This window comes from Acinetobacter sp. ME22 (assembly GCF_022012315.1).
Classification (GTDB): Bacteria; Pseudomonadota; Gammaproteobacteria; order Pseudomonadales; family Moraxellaceae; genus Acinetobacter; species Acinetobacter brisouii_A.
Genome location: NZ_JAKLTL010000009.1, coordinates 83191 through 109749, shown reverse-complemented (window position 1 = coordinate 109749; position 26559 = coordinate 83191). Strand labels below are relative to the sequence as shown.

Here is a 26559-nt window from a genome sequence, read left to right as displayed (position 1 = left end):
TTCAGTATTCCAATAAGCTCAGAATTTCTGGGCTTATTTTTTATGCTTTTCGCTTTAAAGTGCAAAAGCTTAACGATATAAGAAGAATAGTCATGGATATGAAGCAGATCTTTTTCCTGCCAGGTGCATCAGGAAGTACCCAATTTTGGCACCCTGTCCAACAAGCACTTGCGGACACCTACCAAAGTCATGTGATTGGCTACCCTGGTTTTGGGCATACACCAAGCATTCACAATCTCAATAATTTTGAGCAGCTGACGGATTATGTCATCAATCAAATTCAACAGCCTTGTTATCTCGTTGCACAATCTATGGGTGGCATTTTTGCAGTTGCCGCAGCATTAGCCAAACCCGAATTGGTACAAGGATTGGTACTGGCTGCGACATCTGGCGGCATAGACCTTGATCGCTTTCATGTTGCAGACTGGCGGCAAATGTATAAAGAAGAGTATTTAACTCATCCTGATTGGTTTATCACCACTCAAACCAGTTATGAAGATCAATTACAGCACATTCAGTGCCCGAGCTTATTACTTTGGGGAGAGATCGACCCAATTAGCCCTATTGCTGTCGGTGAATATTTACAGCAACAATTGACCCAAGCCGAACTCCATATTATTGCTCAGGGTCAACATCATTTTGCAAAAACACATGCGGATGAGGTCAGTCATCTAATCCGAACATTCCTTGCCCGACATGAACAATAACCACCAAAATCAAAAAAGCCTGTCATTCTTAGACAGGCTTTTTGATTAAAAAACTGAATTTAATTAAAGTTTAGGGTCGCGTAACTGTACCAATGATTGGTTGGCTTTCGTCAACATCTCAGTAAATTTATTCATCACTACAGGCATAAGCTGATCGGCAACCTGTGCTGCCTGTAAACCCAACTTTTCTCCTAAAGTTGGCTTACGGCGAGTATGAATCAAATAAACATCATGATCTGGAAGTAATTTTAAAATGACTTCATCTGATGTTTGTAAGGCATCAACCAAGTTCAGTTCTAAAGCGTCCTGACCATACCAGTGTTCACCTGTTGCCACTTTTTCAACATTGAGTTTTGGACGGTATTTTTCAACAAAGTGTTTAAATAAAGTATGGGTTTGTTGCAATTCCTGCTCAAACTTATCTTTACCCTCTGGTGTATTTTCTCCAAACATGGTGACTGTACGTTTGTACTGCCCTGCAGTATAAAGTTCAAAATCGACATGATGTTCGCGCAGTAAACGATTAAAGTTTGGCACCTGCGCAACAACACCAATTGACCCAACAATGGCAAATGGCGCTGCGATAATTTCGCTGGCAATACACGCCATCATATAACCGCCACTTGCAGCCACTTTATCAACCACAATCGTGACATGAAAACCTGCTTCACGTAGGCGAACAAGCTGTGCAGCCGCCAAGCCATAACCATGCACCATACCGCCTGGGCTTTCTAAACGAATCAGAATACGATCCTGCCCTGCTTTTGCAGTTGACAAAATCAGGGTAATTTCTTCACGTAATGCACTGACCGCAGATGCTTGAACATCACCTTTAAAGTCAATCACATAAACTTTTTTATTGTTTTTCTTACGCTGTTTTGCTTCTTTCGCTAACTGTTTATTAAATTGCAAAAATTCAATTTTTGATGTGGTACTTTGAATAATTTTCTTTCTTTGTTCATTGACACGTGCATTTAAATGGGTCACGTGCATTTCAGCAGGAATTTTGGGCAATTGAAATAACATATCTTCGCCTAATACATAAAGTTATAAGCTCAAGATGAGGGTTACAGCATTAAAAATCAATAGCCAAATGATCATGACTACAATTCAATAAAAATCCCCATGCCTGCACATAGGGATTTGATCACAATCTATAAAGTCGTTTAGACAAGAATTAACCAAAACGACCTGTAATATAGGCTTCTGTAAGTTGATGATCAGGTTGTGTGAAGACTTTCTCAGTTGAGTTGACTTCAATCAAATCACCTAAATGGAAATACGCCGTACGATCTGAAACACGCGCAGCCTGTTGCATCGAGTGAGTCACAATCGCAATGGTATATTGATCAGATAATTCTGAAATCAATTCTTCAATTTTTGCTGTTGCAATCGGATCAAGTGCTGAACAAGGCTCATCCATCAAGATCACTTCAGGACTCACAGCAATGGTACGTGCAATACACAGACGTTGTTGCTGACCACCTGACAAACCCGTACCTGATTGTGTTAAACGGTCTTTCACTTCATCCCATAAACCCGCTTTACGCAAGCTATTTTCAACAATTTCCTCTAAATCATACTTGTCACGCGCTAAACCATGTAATTTTGGCCCGTATGCAACGTTGTCAAAAATTGATTTTGGAAACGGGTTTGGTTTTTGGAAAACCATACCGACTTGTGCTCGCAGCAAGACCACATCAAGATTTGGATCATAAATATCTTGCTGATCCAAAGTCACTTTCCCCGTGACACGACAACTATCAATGGTGTCATTCATACGGTTTAAAGTACGCAAGAAGGTAGACTTACCACAACCCGATGGCCCAATAAAAGCAATCACTTCATTTTGGTAAATGTTCAGATCAATACCTTTAATGGCTTCGGTTTCACCATAATAAACATGGACATTTTCAGTGCTGATTTTGACTTGCTGTGCTGCTTTTTTCTTTGCACTCTCAGGTTGTTGATCAAACTGTCCAACATGAATATTGATTGGACGATGAGCTGTACCTTCATGTGAAGTATGAGATTCTGGAACCACCTGTGTATCCTGCGCTTGGAATGGACTTGTATTTGCTGTATTCATTTTTTTGCCTCAATTACCAACGTACTTCAAATTTCTTACGTAACCAGATTGCCAAACTATTTAAGCCGATCATCAAGCCTAACAACACAATAATGGCTGCTGCGGTACGCCCTTCAAAGAAGTTACGCAATTCATTACCCTGCCACAAATAAACTTGTACAGGTAATGCAGTTGCTTGGTCTAATGGAGTATGTGGAATGTTTGCAACAAAGGCGCTCATTCCGATCAAAAGTAATGGTGCAGTTTCACCCAATGCGTGAGCAACACCAATAATTGAACCCGTCATAATCCCGGGTAATGCCAATGGCAAAACATGGTGAAAAACGGTTTGTACATTTGATGCGCCTAAGCCCTGTGCGGCTTGACGAATCGATGGTGGCACCGCTTTTAACGATGCGCGTGTTGTAATAATGACTGTTGGCAAGGTCATTAGACTCAAGACCAAACCACCAACAAAAGGCGCTGACAAAGGTAAATGCATCCAACCCACAAAGATCGCAGCACCCAATAAACCAAAGACAATCGAAGGAACTGCTGCCAAGTTGTTGATGTTTACTTCAATGATGTCAGTGATAATATTTTTCTTAGAGAATTCTTCAAGATAAATTGCACTTGCCACACCGATTGGAATCGAAATAAAGATCACGATCAGCATCATGAACAATGAACCCATAAACGCACCTGCCAAACCGCTGCTTGCTGGTGAACTACGTGAGTCTGTATTGGTAAAGATCTTGAAGTTAAACGTATGCTCAAGTAAGCCTTGTTTCTCCATACGATCAGCAAGCTTACGCACTTCTGGACTTAACTGCTGCTGATCATCAGGCAAACTGCGATCAATTTTACCTGTTAACCAAACATCGATATTGGCATCGGCAAGGAATTTAAGATCAAGCTTCTGACCAATCAGACTGGTATCTTTAAATACCATGTCACGTACACGGAAAGCTTCTGAACTGGTGTAGATACTGCGTAGATCATCTTCTTGACTAGCAAGGCTTGGGTCTTTAGCGATCATGCCTTTTACAATCAGACCATCCCAGTCCACCATACCCATTTTGGTTTGCCAATCGACATAACGCTCTTGATATTGAGCAGGTGATTCATTGGCAGTTTGGATAGGCTTTGGCCCTGCATCAATGATTTTCGGGTCAAAATAAACAGGTACAGTCAAACTGGTTTGCCAAAATGCAGGCACACCTTTATACAAAATACTGCCAAATAATATCGCAACGAAGCATAGACCCGTAACAACCGCAAATAACCCAAAAAAGCGGAAGGTTTTTTCTTTACGATGGCGCTTTGCCAAAGACTGGGTAATGGTTCTTTTACGTTTTTCACGCAATTCAGCCGCAGTATTTGGGTCAAATACTGGCTGCTGCGTTGAGGTATTTGTCATACTCATTCGTATTGCTCACGATATTTACGCACAATGTAGAGCGCAACAATATTAAGACCAAGGGTGATTACAAACAGGGTGAGACCCAATGCAAAGGCAACCAATGCTTGTGGACTTGCAAAGTCAGTATCACCTGTTAATTGCTTCACAATCGTAACAGTTACAGTCGATACCGCTTCAAGTGGGTTAACATGTAACAATGGACTATTTCCTGCTGCCAATACCACAATCATAGTTTCCCCAACAGCACGAGAAACTGCCAATAAGAATGCGCCTGTAATCCCTGGCAATGCAGCTGGAAGAACCACTTGTCGTATGGTTTCAGATTTGGTCGCACCTAAACCCAATGAACCATCACGTAAAGCACGCGGAACTTGGGTAATAATGTCATCTGACAAAGATGAGACAAATGGAATAATCATCACCCCCATCACAAAGCCCGCGGTGAGTGCACTGGTCGCATTAATTTCAACGCCAACTTGATCACCCAAATATTTGAAAAATGGCCCAACCACCATCATGGCAAATACACCATAGACAATCGTTGGAATACCCGCCAAAATCTCAATGGTTGGTTTTGCCCATGCTCGCAAACGTGGTGAAGCGTATTCAGCTAAATAAATCGCAATCATTAAACCAACAGGAATAGCAACCAATAAGGCAATGGCACTGACCATGAGTGTGCCCCACAACAATGGTAATAAACCATAACTGCCTTCTGCATTACCTGTGGTACTAAATCCTGGGTTCCATTCTGTTCCAAAGAAAAATGCTGCAGGACTGACAAAGTGAAAGAAATGCAAAGCTTCGCTAAGCATTGACATCACAATGCCGATGGTTGTCAAAATTGCAACACCTGAACAGAGTGCCAAGCCAATACGAATAACTTTCTCAACACCATTACGGGCACGGTATTTTTGATTAATTCTTTTTTGTGCGAAGATAAGACCTGCCATTGCAACACAGATCACAACAGCAAACTTGGCATAATCACCAATTTTTGCCATCTGTGCATATTGTTCTGCCGCTTTCAACTCATACGCTTGTGGCTGATCGGTCACACCAAATCCTGAAGCGATGGCTTGTACACGATCGAGCAAGACGGTTCTGCTCGCTTCATCAAGACCAGACAAGATCGAACTTGGAACTTGGTTGAAAACCGCCTGATGTAACAGGACAGGTTCCAAAGCATTCCACAATATAAGAATGATAAATGCAGGAATACCACACCAAATCGCGACAAGTGCGCCATAATATCCCGGACGAGAATGCAAACTGACTGAGCTATTGCCTTTCCCTGCCAGTTGGCGGCTTTTTTTCAAGCCTAACTGGTATGCAACTGCAACAAAAGCCAGCAGTACACCCAAAAGAAGCAGATTCATCTTATCTCCGCTCGGTTTCCATTTTAATTAAAACGCCCAAGGGTCAGTCCAAGAACCTCAGACTGACCTCTTTTTGAGCACAACCAATTACTTAACAGTTTTACCTGATTTGAAATCTGCCAATACTTTTGCACGTTCTGCATCAGACATTGCGATCAGACCCGCACGTTCAAGTTTTGAGCCTTTACCTGAAACACGTTTGTTCAAGAAGAATTCAGTGTATTGTGGTAAACCTTTAATCACTTTGACATGCTCACCTTTTACATAGAAGAACAATGGGCGAGATACAGGATATTTACCACTCAAGATGGTTTTTTCGCTTGGTACAACATTGTTTACTGTTGCAACACGAAGTTTGTCACGGTTTTGATCATAGAAACCTAGACCAAATACACCCACTGCACTTGGAGAAGTTTTTAAGCGTGCCAATGTTTCTGTGTAGTCACCTGCAATTTCAATTACACGACCATCTTTACGGAAAGTTGAACATGCTTTTTTCTGAGCATCTTTATCTAACTTTTTGAAGTAGTCATAAGTTTCACAGCCAGCTTCAACCATTTTTTCTTGGAACACTTCGCGTGTACCATGGTTAGATGCAGGAATAACTAAAGTAATCGGTTCATTTGGTAAAGTTGGATCAATTTGATTCCAGCGTGTATATGGGTTTGGAACAAGCTTACCATTTGAAGGAAGTTTTTCAGCCAGTGCTGCAAACACATGATAAGGCTTTAATTTATATGCTGGCTTTGAGCTGTTTGATGCAAAAACAATACCGTCATAACCAATTTTGATTTCTTGGATTTTGTTTACACCAGCTTTTTTACATGCTGCAATTTCTGTATCTTTAATTTTACGTGATGCATTTGCGATATCGATTGTGTTATCGCCTACACCTTGACAGAACTGTTTTAAACCAGCAGATGAGCCACCAGAACCTACAACAGGTGCTTTAAACTGTGGAAAAGTGTGCCCAAAATCTTCAGCAACAATACTTGCATAAGGAAGTACTGTAGAAGAACCTGCAATTTGAATGGTATCACGTGCAGCATGTGCACCTGTTGCCAAAGTTACCCCAGAAAAAGCAAATGCCAAGGCAAGGTATTTTTTGCTAAAATTCATTTTCATCTCTCAATTTATGTCAAGAAAGCTGCTGTTTTTCTTGCACGAGTCCGTATTTGATAGATGCATTTTGATTTTTTTATGTGACACTTCGGTTACAGCTTTATTACGCTTTAATGATATTTATACAATCAAAATAAAATTTATATAAATCAAATTATTATGCAATTTAAAATTTATTTTCTTATTCAGTATTTTTTTAAATATGTCACAAAAGGTTCTAAAGTTGGCTTATCTAAATACAATTTGAGTGCTTTTCTGGTTATTTTTAAACCAATAATTGGTGAATTTATAGCAAATCTGTTCAGTATTTATGACTATTGTGTATCGAATGTATCGCTGGTCTAATACGTTAATCTCAGCCACTTAGATGGCTTTCAAGACACAAAAAATAAAAACCGAGCTAATGACTAGCTCGGTTCAATATTCAGCCTTTAAGAATGCAATCTAGACTTAGTCAATCGCTGGAACATAAGTTCCTGCTGCAATCGCATCTTTAATACGATCTGCTTCAGCCAAGACCAATGCAAGCAAGTTCTGAACATTTTCTAGTGTTGCTACTGGGCTTAAAGTAGTCATTTTCAATGATTGAACATCGCCCACTTTCGTTACACCAATATTTGCCTCACCACGTGCAAACAATTCATCTGCAACGTTCTGGTTCAAGCTATCCAAGAATTCAGCAGGATAACCTTCAGGCACAACACGGAACAACACAGACGCAAATTGTGGCTCAACCAACAATTCTAGACCTGCCGTTGCTTGAATATAGTCAGCAACTTCACGTGTCAATTTAACACCGTGATCGATCATTGAACCGTAAAGTTCTTCACCCAATGCTTCAACTGTCATCCACAATTTCAATGCATCAAAACGACGAGTCGTTTGTAATGATTTAGAAACAAGGTTAGGTACACCATGTTCTTCATCATAAGCAGAGTTTAGGTATTCTGCTTCATAATGCATAAAGCGATAGTTGGCTTCATCTTTCAACAAGAACGCGCCACAGCTAATGCTTTGGAAATAGTGCTTATGGAAATCCAGTGTCACTGAGTCTGACAATTCAATACCGTCCAGCATTGAACGATAGTCATTAGAAAGAATCAGTGCGCCACCCCAAGCTGCATCGATATGCATCCATGCGCCATACTGGGTGGTCAGTTCACGGATTTTCTTGAGTGGATCGATTGCACCAGCATCGGTTGTACCTGCTGTTGCAACCACACAAGCCACGATTTTGCCTTCAGCTTGTAAATGCGCCATGGTTTTTTCAAGCGCATCAACATCCATCTGTGCATTTTCATTCACAGGAACAGTAACAACTGACTGGAAGCCCATGCCCATCATTGCCATGTTCTTTTGCACAGAGAAGTGTGCATTTTCAGAACAAATGACTTTGACTTTTTTCAACGCATCGGCAGGTACGCCATCACGCTGAACAGACCATTCCTGACCGTCTTCATTTTTCCAGTTTTTAGCAATACACCAGTCACGTGCAAGCAATACACCCATAAGGTTAGATTGCGTACCACCAGAGGTAAATACCCCTGCCTGACCTGAGCCATAACCGACTTTTTGACGAAGCCAGTCAATCAACTGAACTTCCATCAATGAGCCCGCTGGGCTTTGATCCCAAGAGTCCATTGATTGGTTGGTTGCATTGATTAACACTTCCGCGATTTGGCTCATCACCATGGTCGGGCAGTGTAAATGTGCTAAAGAATGTGGATGATGTACTTTTAAGCTTTTATTGAGAAAAAGCTCAACCATACGTTGCAATGAGTCTTGTACACCCAAACCATCTTTTGATGGCTTGAAAGAAATCGCTGCACGCAAATCTTTGATGCTGCCGCCCGTGTACATTTTGTCATTTTGCAACCATGCTGAAACTGCTTTTACAGCTTCACCCATTGCTGACTCATAGTCAGCAATAGATTGTGCATCATTACAAAGTAGAGCTTTACGATGTTGCGCAAAATCAACCATTAAGCACCTCGAACGGCAACAAGCGCCTCAGCAATTGCTTTCTTGAAGCGTGCAATAACTTCTACACACTCTTCTTGAGTGATGATCAATGGGCAAAGTAAACGAATTACTGTACCGTTACGACCACCTTTTTCTAACAACAATTTGTTGTTAAAGCATGCTGTCTGAATTGCTGCTGCAAGTTGTGCATCTGCTGGTAAAGAACCCATGTGATCAGCCGCTTTGCGCTCATCTACAATTTCAATACCAACCATCAAACCACGGCCACGTACGTTACCGATACATGGGAATTCTTGTGCCAATTGTTTAATTTCAGCTTGTAAGAAATCACCGCGTTCTTGGGCATTTTGAGCAAGTTTTTGTTCAGTAATGGTTTTTAATACCACTAAACCTGTACCCATTGCCAATTGGTTACCACGGAAAGTACCCGTGTGACCCGCTGGTTGCCAAGCATCAAATTTACGTTTAATACCCAATACAGCAAGTGGTAAACCACCGCCAACCGCTTTTGACATGACAACAACATCAGGCTCGATTCCTGCGTATTCAAAGGCGAACATTTTACCTGAACGTGCGAAACCAGCTTGAACTTCGTCCAAGATTAAAACAATGTTGTGCTTTTCAGTCACTTCACGGATTTTACGTAACCATTTGGTTGGCGCAACAACTACACCACCTTCACCTTGAATGGCTTCAAGAATCACAGCTGCTGGCTTAGTTACACCACTTTCAACGTCTTCAATGAATTGTTCAAAGTAGTAAGTTAATGCATCAACACCCGCTTCACCACCAAGACCGAGTGGGCAACGGTATTCGTGTGGATATGGCATAAATTGCACGCCAGGCATTAAGTTATTGACTGCATTTTTTGCACTCAAGTTGCCTGTCATAGCCAATGAACCGTGTGTCATACCATGATAGCCACCAGAGAAGCTGATCACTGTTGAACGGCCAGTATATGTTTTTGCAAGTTTAATTGCTGCTTCTGTTGCATCTGCACCAGATGGACCACAGAACTGTAAACAATATTCTTCTTTACCACCTGGCAAGTACGCCAATAAAGCTTCGGTAAATGCATCTTTTAAAGGAGTCGTTAAATCCAAAGTATGCAAAGGAATGCCACTTGTCAGTGTGTCCTGAATACTTTGAACAACCGCAGGGTGGTTATGACCTAATGCCAATGTCCCTGCACCAGCTAAACAATCAAGGTACTCAGTACCTTCAACATCAGTAACCCAACAACCTTGTGCTTTCGCTATCGCTAACGGTAATTTACGTGGATAACTACGAACATTCGATTCCATCTGACTTTGGCGAGTCAAATAATATTCGTTAGTAGAATTGGTGGCAGGATTTACAGAAGTAACGCTCATATCGAATTACCATCTCTGATATGGGTTGAAAGAAATAAGTCTGGTGACTTGTGGTCCTTTGACTCGGTGCTTGTAGAGTTCTAGTTAGACAAAATTTATATCTTTTAACTAGGAGGGCGATAATACCCTTTTTTCTATAAAAATAAAGACCTTTTAGCTCTTTATTTAACCTAATTTCATTGAAAAAAACATTTATCTAATCAATGAGCTTCATTATCATCATACTCCATGACAAAAATAAGAAAATCCATGTATAAAGAAATATTTTTCTATCTTTCAGTCAATCGCTTTCATCATCCATTACTCAATATTTAAGCTACTGAATTTAAAAATTTTTATACTTTAACAACAGATACAAAAACCAAAAAACTATATACAAAGAAGCGACAATTTCACTTTATATAATCCGTTTTATACAATTAACATGAGTCTGATAACAAACACAGTAAATTCAAGGAACTTTTATGCGTCATTTACTCTTATCGAGCCTATTACTTGTCAGTGCTAGCAGCCCTGTTTTTGCAGCAACTGCTGAGCCGTTAAACTACAATGTTGTGAACATTCAAGCTGATGCTTCCCGCGAAGTATCTAACGATCAAATTCAAGCCGTACTTTATATCGAAAAGAATAACAAGCAGCCTGCCGAGCTTTCCAATCAAATTAATCTGAATATGAATCAAGCGTTGGCAATTGCAAAAAAATACCCTCAAGTAAAAGTCACAACAGGCGCTCAAAGTACCTATCCAGTGTATGACAATGACAACCAAAAACTCAAAGAATGGCGTGGTCGTGCTGAGTTACAGCTTCAAAGCCGAGACTTTAAGGCGGCAAGTCAACTGATTGCTGAATTACAGCAAAACTTTCAAACCGAATCGATTGGTTTTAGCGTATCTGATGAACAACGCAGTAAAGTTGAAAGTGAACTGATGCTTGAAGCATCAAAGAACTTCCAGCAACGCGCCCAATTGCTGGCACAGTCTTGGCATAAAAATAGCTATAACTTAGTCAATTTAAATATCAATACCAACAGCAGCTATCGTCCAATGATGATGAGTTCCTTACGCACTGCAAAATTTGCTGAGGCTGCGCCCGTTGCGCAAGACATGAATGCGGGTGATTCTAAAATTAGTGTCAGCGCAAATGGTTCAATTCAATTAAAATAAAGAATTGAACCCATGAAATGGAATGAACTCAATGAAATCTTTTTATGCCAATCATATTTCTTGCAGCCAAGATGATGATGTTCTCAGTATTGGTTTAGCAGATGATGAGTTTGATCCGATTGATTTTGTTATTTTAAGTCGTTTTGCTGAGCCTGATCGCTCTGCCGATCAACAGATTGGACTTTTAGTCAATGAAACTGATCTGGAGTTTCAGCATGCCATCACAGCAATTCGTCTTTTTGGTAGCCAGATGGTGATTCATTTAACTGATACAGTTGCCGAAGAGCTAGATTACGACAGTATTCATATTGAGTTAGAAGCTCCACACGATCATTTGTATAAGTCACTCAAACAGATGTTGATTGGCTCAAGTATCAAACTGAGTTCTAACTAATCAAAAAAGCGCAGTTTAAACTGCGCTTTTTTTATGCTCAAGAGCTTATTTTTTAAATGGTAATGAATATTTCAAGATACGCCCAATCACTTGTCCATATTGTTTAAACAGGCTGGCATTGTTGTAGTTCAAACCATATTTTTTACAGACTGCTTCAACTTTTGGCCCCATTTTACGATAACGACGCGCAGGAATTTCTGGGAACAAATGATGCTCAATCTGATGGCTCAAATGCCCAGTCAAGATATGAAAGGCTTCTGAACCCGTTAAGTTCGAAGAACCACGAATTTGGCGCATATACCAATGTCCACGGCTTTCGTTTTCCAAGACACTCTTTGGAAATACTTCAACATCTTTGGTGAAGTGACCACAGAAAATAATACTGAATGTCCAAATATTACGAATACCATTCGCCGCCAAGTTTCCTAAGAATACAGGCACTGCACTTGGACCTGCAATCAGTGGAAAAAAGACATAATCTCTAAATAATTGCTTTTCGGCTTTACGCTGTACAGGACGCATTTCTTGCAAAAATCTAGCTTTGGTTTTACGACCCATCATCAGTTTCCCGACTTCTAGGTTTTGAATCGCAACGCCCCATTGGAACAACAAGCAAAATGGAATACTGTACAATGGTTGCAATAAATAGCTTTTCTTCCAACGTTGTTCTGGGAATAAACGTACCAGACCATAGCCAATATCATCATCCATGCCTTTAATATTGGTATACGTGTGATGCTTATAGTTATGGGTTTGGCGCCAGTTATCCCCTGTCCCTACGTTGTCCCATTCGTAAGTTTGACCCATGAATTTCGGATCGTTCATCCAATCATACTGACCATGCATGACGTTATGACCGACTTCCATATTTTCTAAAATTTTAGATACACCCAACAAACCTGTACCTAAAACCCATGCTGGTGGAAACCAACCTGCGAACAATAATGTACGACCTGCAAGGCTGCTATAACGCACTACTGAATAAACACGGCGAATATACTTGGCATCTTGCTCGCCCAAGTCATCCACAACTTCTTGTTTGATCGCATCTAACTCTTGAGCAAGCGCATCTAAGTCTGCTTCAGTAAGTTCACGGTTCTTTGGATTTTTAAAATATTGTGTTTTTACTTGCATATTCATAATAGATGCCTCTCTTAAAGGTCTAACACAAGGTCAGTTTGGGCGGAGTTGACACATAAACGGAGTAAACTGTGTGGTTCAGTATTTTCAGACTGATCATTTAAGTTTTTGGTTGCACCCGAAACTTTCGTACATGAGCATTTATTACAAATTCCCATACGGCAACCATGTGTTGGTTTTAATTGAGCCTGCTCCAAACCCACCAAAATCGGTTGACCTTTTGCTACCGTCACGATTTTGTTTGATTTGGTCAGCGTAATATTGACGACACCAATATCATTGGTTTCGATTGGTGTTAAGCTAAATGCCTCAGCTCGAAATAATTTTGCACCTGAGAAAACACGTTCAGCAGTGTTGACAAAACCTGATGGACCACAGGCAAAAACACTACGCTCAGTAAAATCAGCAGCGCACTGAGTATGCTTTTCATTAATACGTTCAGCAGCTGGTTCATCACGTGTACATAATGCTGTAAATTTGAAATTTGGATAGCTATTTTGCCACGCTTCAAATTGTGTTTTAAAAGCCAAGCCTGTTGCATGCTGCGCCCAGTACATCAGGTGAATGTCATAATCTTTGAGATGTCCTGAACGGTGTAAACCTTCAAGCATACTGTACATTGGGGTAATACCACTGCCCGCTGCCAGTAACAAAACCTTTTTCTGGTTTTGTGTTGTCAGTAACATGTCACCATAAGGAGCTTCAAATTCAATTACATCACCAATTTGCGCTTGCTCACAAAGCCATGTACTCACAATCCCACCTTGAATCTTCTTCAAAGTCAGCTGTACATGATGTTCATCAAGTTGAGTCAAACTATACGTCCGCTCATAACGGCGACCCTGAATTTCAACATGAACAGGATGATGCTGCCCTGCGATACCAAATTGCATACGTTGGTTACAGTGAATTGTTAAACTCACCATGTCATCTGCAATACTTTGCTTTTTGACAATTTGACCCAACATTTCATGGGTTGACCATAATGGATTTATTTTTTGAAGCCAAAAATTTACAGTGTTGCTGTCATAAACACTGCCAGAGAGAAAATTTAAAAGCTGTTTTTTAGGTGCGACTACATGATGCATTGTGGCCATCTCAATTATGCCTTTTTAATTATTATACACATGTATATATATTTGTATAGTATTTATGCACTCAATAAACAATTCCTTGCACTATTTCTTCTCAGTCAGTTCTAAGGCTATAATCTTGCAATAAATCCGAGCTTGCTACATGAGTTTACATGCCATCTTTATCGACAACTGCTATGCCGACTGATCACGCATTACTTGACGCTTCTGCGGTTCAAGCCAAATCCCCTGCACGCAGTGCAGGACGAAAAGCCACCATTACCAAAGAAGAATTATTTCAGGCGACGCTTAACTTAATTGGCCCAGAAAAAAGTATTTCAGCATTAAGTCTGCGTGAAGTTGCACGTGAAGCAGGGATCGCACCAAACAGTTTTTATCGGCATTTCAAAGATATAGATGAGCTTGCGATTGAACTTATCAATCGTGCGGGTGTGGTGCTACGAAAAATTATTCGTGAAGCCCGTCTAAAAGCATCTAAGCAAGAAAGTATTATTCGTACCTCTGTTGAAGTTTTTTTACAGCAGCTTGATGCTGATGATGGCAACTTAAGTTTACTATTGCGTGAAGGCTATACAGGTTCTATTTCCTATAAACGTGCAGTAGAGCAACAACTGAGTTTTTTCCAGCAGGAATTACAAGAAGATCTCATTCGTTTAGAGCGCCTAAATCACAATAAATTATTCCACCCCGATCTTGTTGCCAAAGCGATCACTCAACTTGTGTTTAATATGGGAGCGAAAGCAATCGACTTACCTCGTCATGAACGGGATTTAGTCGCACAGCAAACCATGATCATGATTCGGATGATTTTGGAGGGCGCGCGTCGCCTTGATGAAGCACGAATTCGCTAAACATAAAAACCGATTTTTTTATTTCTAAGTATTTCAGAAGTGGTTAAAATGACTCCTTGTCTAGGGTGAATCTTATACAGCGATGGCAATTTTTCTGCCTAGCACATTTCTTCTTGCAAAAATCGGGTCAAATTCACCATGAATATTTTGAGCGACAGACAAAGTACTCTGGCAAGCTATATTCTTGTTATTTTGTTTCTGTTAGTGGTTATTCCTTTACATTTACTGCCAAGTTTTTTTGCAGGTTTCCTGATCTATGAAATTATTCATAGCTTGAGTAAAGTTATTGACCGCTATATTGACAGCCATCGAGCAAAACTGATTATCAGTATCGCGCTCAGCATCGTGATTGTTTCTTTATTGAGTTTCTTAATCACCAGTCTAGTCAGCTTTGTCATTTATGATCTGCAAGGCCCTGGTCTTGCAGCATTTAGTGAAAAGGTCGATCAAACACTGATCCTTCTACAGCAAGAAGTTTCAAAATATGTTCCGATTTATATTCCAAATAGCGTGACAGATCTCAAAAATCATATTTTCATTTTACTTAAAGACAATGTATCTCTCCTAAGACATACGGGTTCCGATATTCTGCATAATTTTGCTACGATGTTGATTGGTCTGATTATTGGTATTTTGATTTCAATCCATTCATTTACCTATCGAGAAGCTCAGCCTGTTTTTAAAACAGCACTGATGCTACGAATCGAAAAACTCGCATTATCATTTCGCAATGTGGTGTTTGCACAAATTCAAATTTCTTTAATTAACACTATTTTATTTGTGATCTTTGTGTTTATTGCGCTCCCTTTATGCAATATACAACTCCCTTTTGCCAAGACATTAACCATCTTGACCTTTATTTTTGGGCTAATCCCAATTGCTGGAAATCTGATTTCCAATACCCTGATTATTATCTCAGGTCTAACCATTTCTTTACCTGTCGCAGCGGCTGCTTTAGTTTATTTGGTTCTGATTCATAAACTTGAGTATTTTATTAATGCCAAAATTGTTGGCAGTAAAATTAATGCTCATGCATGGGAAGTACTGCTTGCCATGCTGATTTTTGAAGCAATTTTTGGCTTTGGCGGACTGATTGCAGCGCCAATTTTCTATGCCTATATCAAGCTTGAGATGAGCGATGCCAAACTGATCTGATTCATCTGCAACTTAAAATTTTAGTAGGTCAATGTCACTGTTACCGTATCATTATACTGCCCAGCAGGTTGGTTTGCTTGACTAGCATCAATTGTTGCTGTGTAGTTAATGGTCTGTGCAAATCCCGTACCTGTACTACTATAATCATTGGTCTGTGTCCAAGCGACATTAGAGCGATAGAGCTGATACAGTAAATAATAGCTGGTACTGTTGATATTGGCAGACATACGGCGAAGGTTGTTGACCTCACCATTGGCACTGGTCAGTTTTACGGTATATGTTGCTCCCTGTGTACACCGTGTCTGCATGCTGCTATTGATACTCGTAAAAGCATTCGGCAAAGCTGCGCTTCCAAAATCTATATCAGGTGCACTGTCGATATAACAATAATTACTCACCACCAAAGTCACTGTAATAGTTGAATCTGCTGAACCCGTATCATAAAGACAAGCGCCCAATACACCAACATCACAGAGAGTCCATGTCCAATGCATATTAATGGTATCGGTATATGTACCTGCTGGAACATTAGCACCTGCTGTTGTCCGTACATAAATCGGTAAACTTCCATCCGTGCTATTAAATAAGCCCAATAAACCAAGCAGTGTTGTTGAACTCCATGTAATCGTATCTCCAACTTGATAAGTAGTTGTACATGCAGATGTTTTGCATAAACTATAAGGAACATAGCTCCCTGTCGTTGAATTATACAAACGTGGTGTACTACCACTTTGGTTGTTCGTAGATACAATGTTTCCTGAAACCGTGTTAGTACCTAAAATGCTAGCTAGGCTTCCCGTACAGAAAAAACCTGTTGTTCCACTGGTAATTTGTGGCTGACTTTGAATAAGAAAAGAATTCAAAGTCCCAAAATTAGCTGATCCTGATGTTGCATGACAATGTGCAGCATGTGCTGAAGATGTAAATAACAGCAATACATAGCATAGAACACTATAAATAAACATTTTTTTCATTATGGCACTCCTTGTGGAGGTGACAAACTCAAAGGGCACTGTATGGTCGCATGATTAATATGACCCTCTTGTATATGCAGGTCTTGCTCGCACTGTTGTCCATTTGCCAATTTAATCTGCAATTTATTATCTTGATTTAAATGTGTCAGGTATGCCCAACCATCATAGCCAACAATGGTACTTTGCTTTGCTTCAGGAATATCAATCAATGTGCCAACAGGTAAAGCTTGCTGATTTTGATCCACAACTTTAATATTCGCTGCTCTCATTTTCTGAATTGGAAACTTAATCACAGCACCTTTATGCTCAGCAACAGCAATACGTGTTTCTGTTTCTAAAGCCTCGACATCCGCGGGCAAATTTAAGGTATCAACATATAATTTTGCTGGATAATAAGCACTGACCCACGGCACAAGGACTTGTCCATTCTTATCTGTTCGTCCTACAGGACGATTATCATAATACACAGGAAGATCAGGAAAACCGCTCGTATTTACAACCAAGAATGCATCATTGACTTTATTTGTAGCAAAAATACTTCGATCCATATAAATCAATGAACCACTAAATTCCGCCCAATAATTTGTTGCATCATTATTGCCATACAAGCCACCTTGCAAATTAAAATGTTGGGTTTTCCATGTCAGAGCAGCCTGTCGATACTGATCATCGCTAATGCTATAGCCTAAATTCCAACCAAAACCTTGGTCTGTTGGTGTTGGCTTTGTATAAAGAAACTGCTGAGCATATTTACCTTCGGTATCCCGTATTGTACTGGTACTCAACGTACCGCGGTTATGATCCAATGGAATCGTCAACTGTAACTGACTATTAAACCCTGATGTTCCAATGATTTTATTCATTGAAAAAGTGAGAGAAGTATTTTTCCAAAAACGCTGGCTATATGACAAATTTGCTAGCCGCGTTCGTGAATTATCTTGAGCTAAAATATCAAAATATCCTAAGCCAATTGAACCATACGTCTCCCCAAATGGCTTAAAGCTGAAAGATCCTTGAAAGACTTGTTTGCTCAAACTTAATTCAGTATTGAGAACTGACAAATCTGTAAATTGAGAGCTTCGTTTTAGAAATTGTAAGTTTAGATTAAACTTCTTACTGTTATACGAATAACCCGTACTATATTGATAATCTGTTCCTTGATCACTATGACTTTGTGCAATCGCATTGCTCCAAACGCCCCAATAACCCAATCGGGTATCTGTACCCGCTCCCCATAAGGTCAAGTCTTTATTCCACTCAACATGACTAGAAACAGTCATATAATTGGTTAAACCATAACGATAAATTCCACTAAATGATGGGGTATGTTCATAATCAAAGCTTTTATCGCCATAATTTAAGCGGCGTGCGCCTAAAGAAAAATCAAAATCACTTAATCCTTTTTTTAATAAAGTATTGGCAACATAAAAAGGAAGTGTTGTTGCAACCTGACGCCCCAAAGCATCCGTTGTGACCACTGTTGCTTCGCCTGCACCATTGATAAATGGTGTATTGGTTAGCGTAAATGGACCAGGATTGACATTATTATTACTAATTTTATTGCCATTAATAAACAAGTCGATGCTACTTGGTGCTGATGCGACTCCCGTATAATTAAACAACGGATATGTAACCAAGTCAGGACGTACAGAGAAATTTCGACTGACACGAACACCCCCCATTCGTGTTGCATTACTCCAGCTCAATGCATTACTAACAAAGTCCCCCAATTGATAACTAACCAAATATTTTTGGTTGCTATTTCGCCAATAGGTATCGTATCGCAAATAGCCATCTTCAAGATTACTATCCTGATTATCTTTGAGTAGTTGCCGATAAACCCCCGTATTGATTAATACGCCTGCTGGGCTAAAATAGCGCTGCTCCAACCAAGTATTGAGTGCATATGATTTGGTTGTTGGGTTTGCAACAAAATAACTGTCATAGTTCAGTAAAAGACCTGTGCTACTTTGCGCAGGGAAATAGTCCAGATTAGATTGATTATCTAAATACTGTTTAGGTAACCAGTCACTTGGTACCGTAAGTTCTAATGTTTGCTGTGTCGAAACATATTTGACACTCACTTGATCCAATGTGCTTATATTGACCAATTGGCTAGAATCAGCCACAGGAATATAATTACGCACGAGATCGTGAGCACTAACCCAGTATTGCCCATCTTTATATAACACTGTCGATAAGCGTTGATCTGCCTGACCATTGACCGACAATGTCAAATAGTATGTCATTTGTTGAAACTGAGGCACCTCACGAGGTGGCTCAGGCAAACTGGTATATTCTTGAGCACAAATTTGTTCCGCAAACACCATCAAAATTAGACACGGCAATATATTTATAATGCCTGTATGTTTCATATCAGAACCTAATTTTGTTAGTTTTTAGGTATTTCTATCGCTGGTCTATTGTCTTCAAGCTGAATAAAGAGTTTCTTATCGCTTGGAATTTTCTGATCCTTAGCAAGTGTCCAAGCCATTTTTTTCTCAGGAAGTACATATCCCAACAACCCTATTCTTACCACTGCTGTGGCTTGTCCTATATTGTTATTGTCTCCAAAGAAGACATTGCTGATCCTTGCATGAACTTTTCCTTGATTCACCAACACAAGAAAATGCTGATTTCCTTTCGTTTCAATACTCCAAGACAACTGTGGTTGAGCTGCTGTTTTTAAATCACGTTTTTTATCTGTACGCTCTGCTGTCCAAATCCCATCTCCCTGCATAAATAATGGCAGTACATAGCGCATTTGCAGATTTAAACCAATCATAGGTTGTGTTGGTTTTGTTTGCTGAGCAGGTATTTCATCAATCACGATCCGATATGCCGATTCTTGTTGTGGTGACATATCTATTTGTCTAAGTAGGCGAACAATTTGACGCTGCCCAGCTGGCACCACCATAAATGGTGGACTGGCCAATACATCCTGTTGATCGGCGTACACATCCTGTTGATCTTTTTGACTCCAGCGTAATATCCTTATCTGTAAGGTCACATCGTTTTTCCCACGATTTTCCAACCATAAAATCGAACCTCGCTGATCAGCTTCGATTGTCTGGTAGACTGGCCAAACCAGCATATTACTTGCTGCTAGACTCCACTGGCAGATCATGCTAGCGAGCCACATCATTATTATTTTTTTCATATTATTCAATTTTAATAAGTTAATGTAACCGTTACGGTGTCCGTATATGTTCCCGTAGCAGGCATTGTTGCTGTTGCAAAGAGTCGTGCATACACGGTATAGGTTTGGGTCGCACTCGGAAATGATGCGATGTTATAAGCCAAACCATCTGCCACTGTCCCCCATACTTGACTATGAGATGAATCACGATACAACTGATATGCCAAACTGGTTGTACCATTACTCACATAACGAGCACTACTGCTACCGTTATGTAAGCCATAATCTAAAGCCAAACTGATTGAGGTACCTGGGGTGCAGGTTACTATGACAGAACCTGCACCACTTGAACTTGCAATATCGACATGATTTGGAATATCCACCATAGAGCCAAAATTGATTGTCCCAAAGTCAACTCCATTCACAGCTCCAGAACTCCCTAATACACAACCGCTTGTAACAGTTGCTGTAACAGCAAAGCTATCTGTAACCGTATCAGCATATACTCCAACACAACAACATAACCCTGCTAGAGCACATAGAAAGCGATATAAAGCCATAACACATTCCTTATGCTCTAGGCCATTTTCACCACATTACTGTTGCAGTAATGGTATCGACATAAGTACCCTGAGTTGGTGCGACCTGAGATTGATCTGACGGTAAAATACGACCGTAGATTGGAATACTCACGAGATTACCAGTCCCTGTAAAACTAAGCGTACCTCCTGATGCAATTTCAGTGGAACGTGTTGCATCTGAGTAAAGACGATACGGCACTGCTGTTGAGCTGGCAGTATCGAAAACATTACGTAGACTGTTGGTGTCTTCATTTAGACCACCATCAAGACTAAGACTATATGCCAAACCATTAGTACATGTGACTTGTAAACCTGATGTACCACCTGTACCCATAACAGAACCGTCAATTGTATTTCTCAAGTCAGCATACGAACCAAAATCAAGGGAACCCCATGTATTGGTTGCTGTAGTTGAACTATTTGCAATTGAACATCCTGTACCAATAGTTAATGTCACGCCGATTTGCCCACTCAGTGTTCCTGCTGCATTGGTAACACCACTAAAACCCAGTGTTGCAACTGCCGTAGAAAGTAAGAGTGCCGATAATTTTAAACTTTTTTTCATTTTCTGAATCCTCAATACTGTTTTTACTATTTTTCCTTTTGATTCTTATCTAGGTCATGTATTGAAATATAAATATTCTGCATGCCCTGAATATCAATATTAATTCTTGCTTAAAATATAGTGTTTATTTTTTATTCTGTTTTTGTTGCCCAAAATAAACGAAAAATATAATCATTATTAATAAAAGTATTCTAATTTTAATAATGTAATTACATATTAAAATTATGCTATTTTTAAATAATAATCAACCCATTTATAAATAAAATCAAAAAGATAAATAATTTTTTAAAAATACTTGAATAGTATTATATAAAATAAATAAAAATACTTTAAAACTATTACCAAAAATAAAAAAGACACTCTAAAGTGTCTTTTTAAAATAAAGAATATTCAAATAAATTTAGGGCTTAACCACGACCAAAACCTGAATCGCCTCTGGTGTAATCGACAAGCTATCTAACAAACTCAAACCTTCCTGCTGGAATTTTTGCAGGCGTTCAATTTCATCCTGACGAATACTTGGGTTGAACTGTTTTAAATAGCTTAAACGTTCAATTTCATACTGCCATTGCTGACCGTAATTGTTTTTCGCTTGCTGTTTCAATTCAGGCAACACAGTTTTAGCGATGTCGAGTGCCTGACGATAGCGTGATTCAATCACATCACGGCGCGCTTTCACCACTTGGCGACAACTATTGCCATCGAGATGATGCAAATGTGGTCTCAACATCATTGGATCAATCTTAGCTGACAAGTCCTGACCATTTTCACTGAGCAATACACGCACCAACTGCTGTGGCAAGCTTGCAGGTAAATTCAGTGACTTCGGTGCAATTACATCGACCTTAAACCAAACTTCAATCAGCACTGAACCTTGTTTCAAGGCATTCGATTTCAACACGGCAACGTTGGTACTGCCAAACGCTTGGGTGTTGATCATTTCCATCATACTTTCAATGAATGGATGCTCAAGGGTCAAATACTGTGCATCTTCACGAATCTGCGCCTGATCACGATAGAAAGTCGCAGTCATGCCTTCTTCATCCAGTGTTAAACCTTGAACCTGCATTTGATCGGTTGGCTTGATGATGACTGTCCCATTGCTTTGCTCGTCAAAGTCGATGTTGGTCGAAGACATAAAACGCTTCACAAACATTGGTAAGGTTGTATTGTCATCGTAGTCTTCAAGTGCCTGTACAATTTCCTGTGCAATCACTGGACGGCATGAGTTGTACTCAAGCAAACGGTCACGACCTGCTTGGAGTTCTGCTTCAAGTGCTTCACGCTGAACATTGACTTCTTCAAGTAAATCTTCAAACTTCTGCCCCATATCCGCCAGTAAGCATTCTTTCAGATCAACAATAAAGTTTTCTTGTAGAGTCTGTGCAGTTGGTGAAATGTTGCCAAAAATATTTAAGGCTTCGTTATACCAACGGAACATGCGCTCTTGCGCTGTCCCTTGTAAGTATGGCACATGAATCTGAATACGGTTTTGCTGACCAATACGGTCTAAACGACCAATACGCTGCTCGAGTACATCTGGGTTGGCAGGCAAGTCAAATAAAATCAGGTCACTGGCAAACTGGAAGTTACGCCCTTCTGAACCAATTTCAGAACACAGTAAAATTTGTGCACCGTAGCTTTCTTCAGCAAAATATGCCGCTGCTTGGTCACGTTCGAGTAGGCTCATGCCTTCGTGGAACATTGCGGTACGTACACCCGCATGCAAGCGTAAAGCACTTTCCAATGCTTCAACCACTGGCCCACTACGTGCAATCAATAAAACTTTTTTGTGTTTTAAATCTTTACGCAGAATTTCCATGAGCCAAGCCACGCGTGGATCTGTTTCCATCCAAGAACCATCAAGCTGTTCTTCTTCTGGCCACATTTGCTCACGTAGCTTACCATCGATTGACCAATCCGCAGGTGCAGGCAATGCCGCAGGCTGACAGTCACGTCCTGGGAAACCTTGAATGGCTTCACGGGTATTACGGAATAAAATACGACCTGTGCCATGACGGTCAAGCAATTCATGAATCGCCTGATAACGCTGCTCAGGCTGATCTTCAATACGATGCCCCAACAAACCTTCAAGCGCAGTTAAATGCTGTTCAGTCAAGGCTTCATCGGACATTAAAACTTCTGCAATTTTTGCAGTATGTTGATATTGTTCTTCTTCATCCAAGAAACGATCTAGGCTGCTAAAGCGTTGTGGATCAAGCAAACGTAAACGGGCAAAATGGCTTTCAACACCCAACTGTTCAGGTGTCGCAGTGAGCAATAAAACACCTGCTGTTTGTTCTGCCAGTTCCTCAACCAAGTCGTAACGGTCATTGCCGCCCTCTTCTTCACTCCACATTAAGTGGTGTGCTTCATCGACTACCAGTAAGTCAAAGCCTGCTTCTACTGCCTGTTCACGTAAATCTTCATGGTCAATCATCAAATCGACGCTGGCAATAATACATTGCTCAGTCAGGAACGGATTGAGTTCAGGATCATGTTCTTTAATCGATGCTGTACGGGTCAAATCAAACAATGAAAAATTCAGATTGAAACGGCGACGCATTTCAATCATCCACTGATATTGAAGTGAATCTGGCACCAAAATCAGGATACGTTCAGCACGCCCAGTTTTAAGCTGCTGATGTACGATTAAGCCTGCTTCGATGGTTTTACCTAAACCGACTTCATCGGCGAGTAAAACACGCGGTGCAAAACGCTTACCCACTTCATGTGCGATATAAAGCTGATGTGGAATTAAGCCGACACGTGCGCCCAACAAACCACGTAAACGACTGGTTTGCATGCCTGCTTGTAGTTGTAGAGCCTCAATACGCAGGTCATACCAAGCTTTAATATCAACTTGGCTTGCCAATAAACGATCGAGGGGTTTAGAGAGCTGAATTTGTGCGCCAATACGGGTTTCATTCAGCGTTTTACGCTCTTCTTCACCGTTGTCTAAGGTACGAACAGCATTGTAACGAATTACGCCAAAACGCTCTTCTAATGACTCAACCAGCCACAGCTGACCTTCCTGATCGTGGATTTCATCATTGATATTAAAGATAATTCGAGATAAAGGTGCATTGCTACGCGCATACACTCGTGTTTCGTCACTTTTTGGGAATAAAATGCTGAGGGAACGCTCATCTACATCAATGACCACGCCCAGACCAAGTTCTGTTTCAGTATCGGATAACCAACGTTGACCAATAGCAAACTGTTGCAATTTTTTCACCTTTATTTCAAGTTTGCACTAAAAGCACGCATTGGCTTTTAGCTTCAATCTAAATATTTTCGCACAAAGCATAACAAAACGTCAGGTTATGCTGCTGATTTTTTAAAACGGTACGGCACATTCAAAGTTTAGCAATTCATCCGTTTTGGGATGATGAAAACTGAGCTGCTGTGCATGTAAGCACAGACGATCGGTCAATTGCTGGTGTTGCGCTGTTGCATACAGGGTATCTCCGACAATCGGATGTCCCAAGTATTGCATATGTACACGAAGTTGATGTGAACGCCCAGTAATTGGAGTTAATTTGACACGTGTCACCACCTGACCTGCCAGTTCAAACTGTTCGAGTGCTTGCCACTCGGTGAGTGCTGGCTTGGAATGTTGTGGATCGACCATGTGAAGTGGTGGTCGGCTCGGATCATAGACCACAGGAATATCAATCGTTCCCTGACTTGAAAGTGCGCCTACCACCAAAGCTTGATAGGTTTTATCGGTTTGGCGTTCTTGGAACTGCCGTGAAATACGGTTTTGCCCTAAGCGAGACAATCCAAAGACCAAGATGCCTGAGGTATCTCGATCTAGACGATGGATCAGCAAAGTTTTCGGCTCAAGTGCCACCAAACGGGTGAGCATACTGTCTTGTAAAGCTTCGCCCTTTCCCGGTACGCTGAGTAACCCTGCCGGTTTATGGATGACCATAAAATCTTCATCTCGATGAATCAGATGATCGGTTAAAAAATTACTCAAAATTTAATCCCAGGCTGATCGCGAAAACAAGCGGGCAATAATAAAAAGCTTAGGACTGAAATACAATAGACAATCTGCAACAAAAGCATAAATTCCCGATATTTCATCCGAAAGTACGCCCAATAAAAAACGGAATCTGTTGATTCCGTTTTGATGGCACTGGCTTAGGTCTGTTTCATCTCGGCAAAGACTGCTTTGGCTGCCGCAATGGTATAGGCAATATCTTCATCACTATGTGCAGATGAGATAAAGCCCGCTTCAAATGCAGACGGTGCAAAATGAATGCCACGATCTAACATGCCGTGGAAGAACTGTTTAAAGGCATTCACATCACATTTCAAAATGTCATCGAAACTGGTAATTTCAGTTTGATCGGTAAAGTACAAACCAAACATGCCACCAATTTGTTCAGTTTTCAGTGCAATGCCCTCTTCCTGAGCCACTTGTTTGAAACCTGCAAGTAATTTCGCCAACTTTGCAGACAAATCGCTATAGAAGTTCTCTTGACGCAAATGTTTGAACATTTCAATGCCTGCACGCATAGCCAATGGGTTACCTGACAATGTACCTGCCTGATAGACACCACCAAGTGGCGCGATGCATTCCATGATTTCACGTTTACCGCCAAATGCGCCTACTGGCAAACCAGCACCAATAATTTTACCTAAAGTGGTTAAATCTGGTTTAACGTTATACACCGATTGCGCACCGCCCAGTGCAACACGGAAACCTGTCATCACTTCATCAATAATAAAGACAGACTTGTATTCATCACACATTTCACGGATGGTTTCCAAGAAACCTGCAATCGGTTTCACCAAGTTCATGTTGCCCGCAACTGGTTCAACAATCACCCCTGCAATCTCACCACCAAATTTGGCGAAACACGCTTTGATCGCTTCAATATCATTGTATGGCAAGGTAATGGTGTGTTTGGCAAAGTCAGCAGGTACACCTTTAGACGTAGGTTCACCCAAAGTCAACATGCCTGAACCCGCTTTTACGAGCAGTGAATCTGAGTGTCCATGATAGCAACCTTCAAACTTCACGATTTTGTCACGCCCCGTATAGCCACGCGCCAAACGGATCGCTGACATAGTCGCTTCTGTACCTGAGTTGGTCATACGCACCATTTCAATGGATGGCATGATCTCGCAGATCACATCGGCTAAAGTCGTTTCATGAACTGTCGGTGCACCAAAGCTTAAACCGTCTTGTGCTGCTGCTTGTACTGCTGCAACAATCGCAGGATGAGAATGCCCCAAAATCATCGGCCCCCATGAACCGATATAGTCGACATAGCGTTTACCATCGACATCCCACAGATATGCACCTTGTGCTTTTTCAATAAAAACAGGCGTTCCACCGACACCATTAAATGCACGTACTGGCGAATTGACACCACCTGGAATATGTTTGCTGGCTTGTTTAAAAAGTTGCTGTTGTTTTGCAGAAAGGCTCAT

The 26559-nt window shown here is 40.6% G+C and carries 22 protein-coding genes; 5 read left to right on the top strand and 17 right to left on the bottom strand.

The window, feature by feature from the left end; genetic code table 11:
• Nucleotides 1-98 precede the first annotated feature (98 nt).
• Nucleotides 99-707 carry an alpha/beta fold hydrolase gene (locus tag LVY74_RS12995; RefSeq protein ID WP_237815425.1) on the top strand — a complete coding sequence of 203 codons (609 nt, stop codon included), beginning with the start codon at nucleotides 99-101 and terminating at the stop codon, nucleotides 705-707.
• Nucleotides 708-770: 63 nt separating this feature from the next.
• Here LVY74_RS12995 and sohB read toward each other — a convergent pair whose 3' ends face one another.
• The 7 genes from sohB to LVY74_RS12960 form a co-directional block, all read right to left on the bottom strand.
• Nucleotides 771-1733 (bottom strand): protease SohB, encoded by a 963-nt coding sequence (gene sohB, locus LVY74_RS12990; RefSeq protein ID WP_237815406.1) that lies wholly within the window; start codon nucleotides 1731-1733, stop codon nucleotides 771-773.
• A 151-nt stretch (nucleotides 1734-1884) separates the two neighbouring features.
• Entirely contained in the window at nucleotides 1885-2796 is a 912-nt protein-coding gene (gene pstB / locus LVY74_RS12985; RefSeq protein ID WP_151710514.1) for a phosphate ABC transporter ATP-binding protein PstB, read from the bottom strand.
• Nucleotides 2797-2809: 13 nt separating this feature from the next.
• Nucleotides 2810-4201 carry a phosphate ABC transporter permease PstA gene (pstA, locus tag LVY74_RS12980; protein WP_237815405.1) on the bottom strand — a complete coding sequence of 464 codons (1392 nt, stop codon included), beginning with the start codon at nucleotides 4199-4201 and terminating at the stop codon, nucleotides 2810-2812.
• Entirely contained in the window at nucleotides 4198-5577 is a 1380-nt protein-coding gene (pstC, locus tag LVY74_RS12975; protein WP_237815404.1) for a phosphate ABC transporter permease subunit PstC, read from the bottom strand. The genes pstA and pstC overlap by 4 nt, the downstream gene beginning before the upstream one ends.
• Before the next feature lie 87 nt (nucleotides 5578-5664).
• Nucleotides 5665-6696, bottom strand: coding sequence for a substrate-binding domain-containing protein (locus LVY74_RS12970; RefSeq protein ID WP_237815403.1), 1032 nt, complete (start codon nucleotides 6694-6696; stop codon nucleotides 5665-5667).
• Between the two features lie 453 nt (nucleotides 6697-7149).
• Complete coding sequence (locus LVY74_RS12965; protein ID WP_151710518.1) at nucleotides 7150-8682, bottom strand: pyridoxal phosphate-dependent decarboxylase family protein; 1533 nt, start codon at nucleotides 8680-8682, stop codon at nucleotides 7150-7152.
• Nucleotides 8682-10055 (bottom strand): diaminobutyrate--2-oxoglutarate transaminase, encoded by a 1374-nt coding sequence (locus LVY74_RS12960; protein WP_237815402.1) that lies wholly within the window; start codon nucleotides 10053-10055, stop codon nucleotides 8682-8684. The genes LVY74_RS12965 and LVY74_RS12960 overlap by 1 nt, the downstream gene beginning before the upstream one ends.
• Before the next feature lie 464 nt (nucleotides 10056-10519).
• On the opposite strand from LVY74_RS12960, the gene LVY74_RS12955 reads away from it, so the two are divergent.
• Nucleotides 10520-11218: an SIMPL domain-containing protein gene (locus LVY74_RS12955; RefSeq protein WP_151777081.1), complete on the top strand. Its 699-nt coding sequence runs from the start codon at nucleotides 10520-10522 to the stop codon at nucleotides 11216-11218.
• Nucleotides 11219-11249: 31 nt separating this feature from the next.
• Nucleotides 11250-11612 (top strand): Imm10 family immunity protein, encoded by a 363-nt coding sequence (locus LVY74_RS12950; RefSeq protein WP_151777082.1) that lies wholly within the window; start codon nucleotides 11250-11252, stop codon nucleotides 11610-11612.
• Nucleotides 11613-11657: 45 nt separating this feature from the next.
• On the opposite strand, the gene LVY74_RS12945 is transcribed toward LVY74_RS12950, so the two are convergent.
• Together LVY74_RS12945 and LVY74_RS12940 are read right to left on the bottom strand one after the other, a co-directional pair.
• Nucleotides 11658-12752 (bottom strand): fatty acid desaturase family protein, encoded by a 1095-nt coding sequence (locus LVY74_RS12945; protein WP_237815401.1) that lies wholly within the window; start codon nucleotides 12750-12752, stop codon nucleotides 11658-11660.
• Between the two features lie 14 nt (nucleotides 12753-12766).
• Nucleotides 12767-13849 carry a flavin reductase family protein gene (locus tag LVY74_RS12940; protein ID WP_237815400.1) on the bottom strand — a complete coding sequence of 361 codons (1083 nt, stop codon included), beginning with the start codon at nucleotides 13847-13849 and terminating at the stop codon, nucleotides 12767-12769.
• Nucleotides 13850-14022: 173 nt separating this feature from the next.
• On the opposite strand from LVY74_RS12940, the gene fabR reads away from it, so the two are divergent.
• Together fabR and LVY74_RS12930 are read left to right on the top strand one after the other, a co-directional pair.
• The gene (gene fabR / locus LVY74_RS12935) at nucleotides 14023-14697 is read left to right on the top strand and encodes an HTH-type transcriptional repressor FabR (RefSeq protein WP_151777117.1); all 675 of its coding nucleotides are present in this window, start codon (nucleotides 14023-14025) and stop codon (nucleotides 14695-14697) included.
• A gap of 138 nt (nucleotides 14698-14835) precedes the next feature.
• Nucleotides 14836-15852 carry an AI-2E family transporter gene (locus LVY74_RS12930; protein WP_151709020.1) on the top strand — a complete coding sequence of 339 codons (1017 nt, stop codon included), beginning with the start codon at nucleotides 14836-14838 and terminating at the stop codon, nucleotides 15850-15852.
• Nucleotides 15853-15872: 20 nt separating this feature from the next.
• Here LVY74_RS12930 and LVY74_RS12925 read toward each other — a convergent pair whose 3' ends face one another.
• From LVY74_RS12925 to hemL, 8 genes are all read right to left on the bottom strand, one after another.
• Entirely contained in the window at nucleotides 15873-16826 is a 954-nt protein-coding gene (locus LVY74_RS12925; RefSeq protein WP_237815399.1) for a Csu type fimbrial protein, read from the bottom strand.
• A complete protein-coding gene (locus tag LVY74_RS12920; RefSeq protein WP_237815398.1) occupies nucleotides 16826-19201 on the bottom strand; it encodes a fimbria/pilus outer membrane usher protein in 2376 nt (791 codons plus the stop codon). The genes LVY74_RS12925 and LVY74_RS12920 overlap by 1 nt, the downstream gene beginning before the upstream one ends.
• Before the next feature lie 17 nt (nucleotides 19202-19218).
• Nucleotides 19219-19971 (bottom strand): fimbrial biogenesis chaperone, encoded by a 753-nt coding sequence (locus tag LVY74_RS12915; RefSeq protein ID WP_237815397.1) that lies wholly within the window; start codon nucleotides 19969-19971, stop codon nucleotides 19219-19221.
• Between the two features lie 26 nt (nucleotides 19972-19997).
• Entirely contained in the window at nucleotides 19998-20525 is a 528-nt protein-coding gene (locus tag LVY74_RS12910) for a Csu type fimbrial protein (RefSeq protein WP_237815396.1), read from the bottom strand.
• Nucleotides 20526-20553: 28 nt separating this feature from the next.
• Nucleotides 20554-21111, bottom strand: a complete 558-nt coding sequence (locus LVY74_RS12905; protein ID WP_237815395.1) for a Csu type fimbrial protein — start codon at nucleotides 21109-21111, stop codon at nucleotides 20554-20556.
• 400 nt (nucleotides 21112-21511) lie between these two features.
• Nucleotides 21512-24349, bottom strand: coding sequence for an RNA polymerase-associated protein RapA (gene rapA / locus LVY74_RS12900; protein WP_237815394.1), 2838 nt, complete (start codon nucleotides 24347-24349; stop codon nucleotides 21512-21514).
• A gap of 102 nt (nucleotides 24350-24451) precedes the next feature.
• Nucleotides 24452-25096 (bottom strand): RluA family pseudouridine synthase, encoded by a 645-nt coding sequence (locus LVY74_RS12895; RefSeq protein WP_237815393.1) that lies wholly within the window; start codon nucleotides 25094-25096, stop codon nucleotides 24452-24454.
• A 164-nt stretch (nucleotides 25097-25260) separates the two neighbouring features.
• Nucleotides 25261-26559: a glutamate-1-semialdehyde 2,1-aminomutase gene (hemL, locus tag LVY74_RS12890; protein ID WP_237815392.1), complete on the bottom strand. Its 1299-nt coding sequence runs from the start codon at nucleotides 26557-26559 to the stop codon at nucleotides 25261-25263.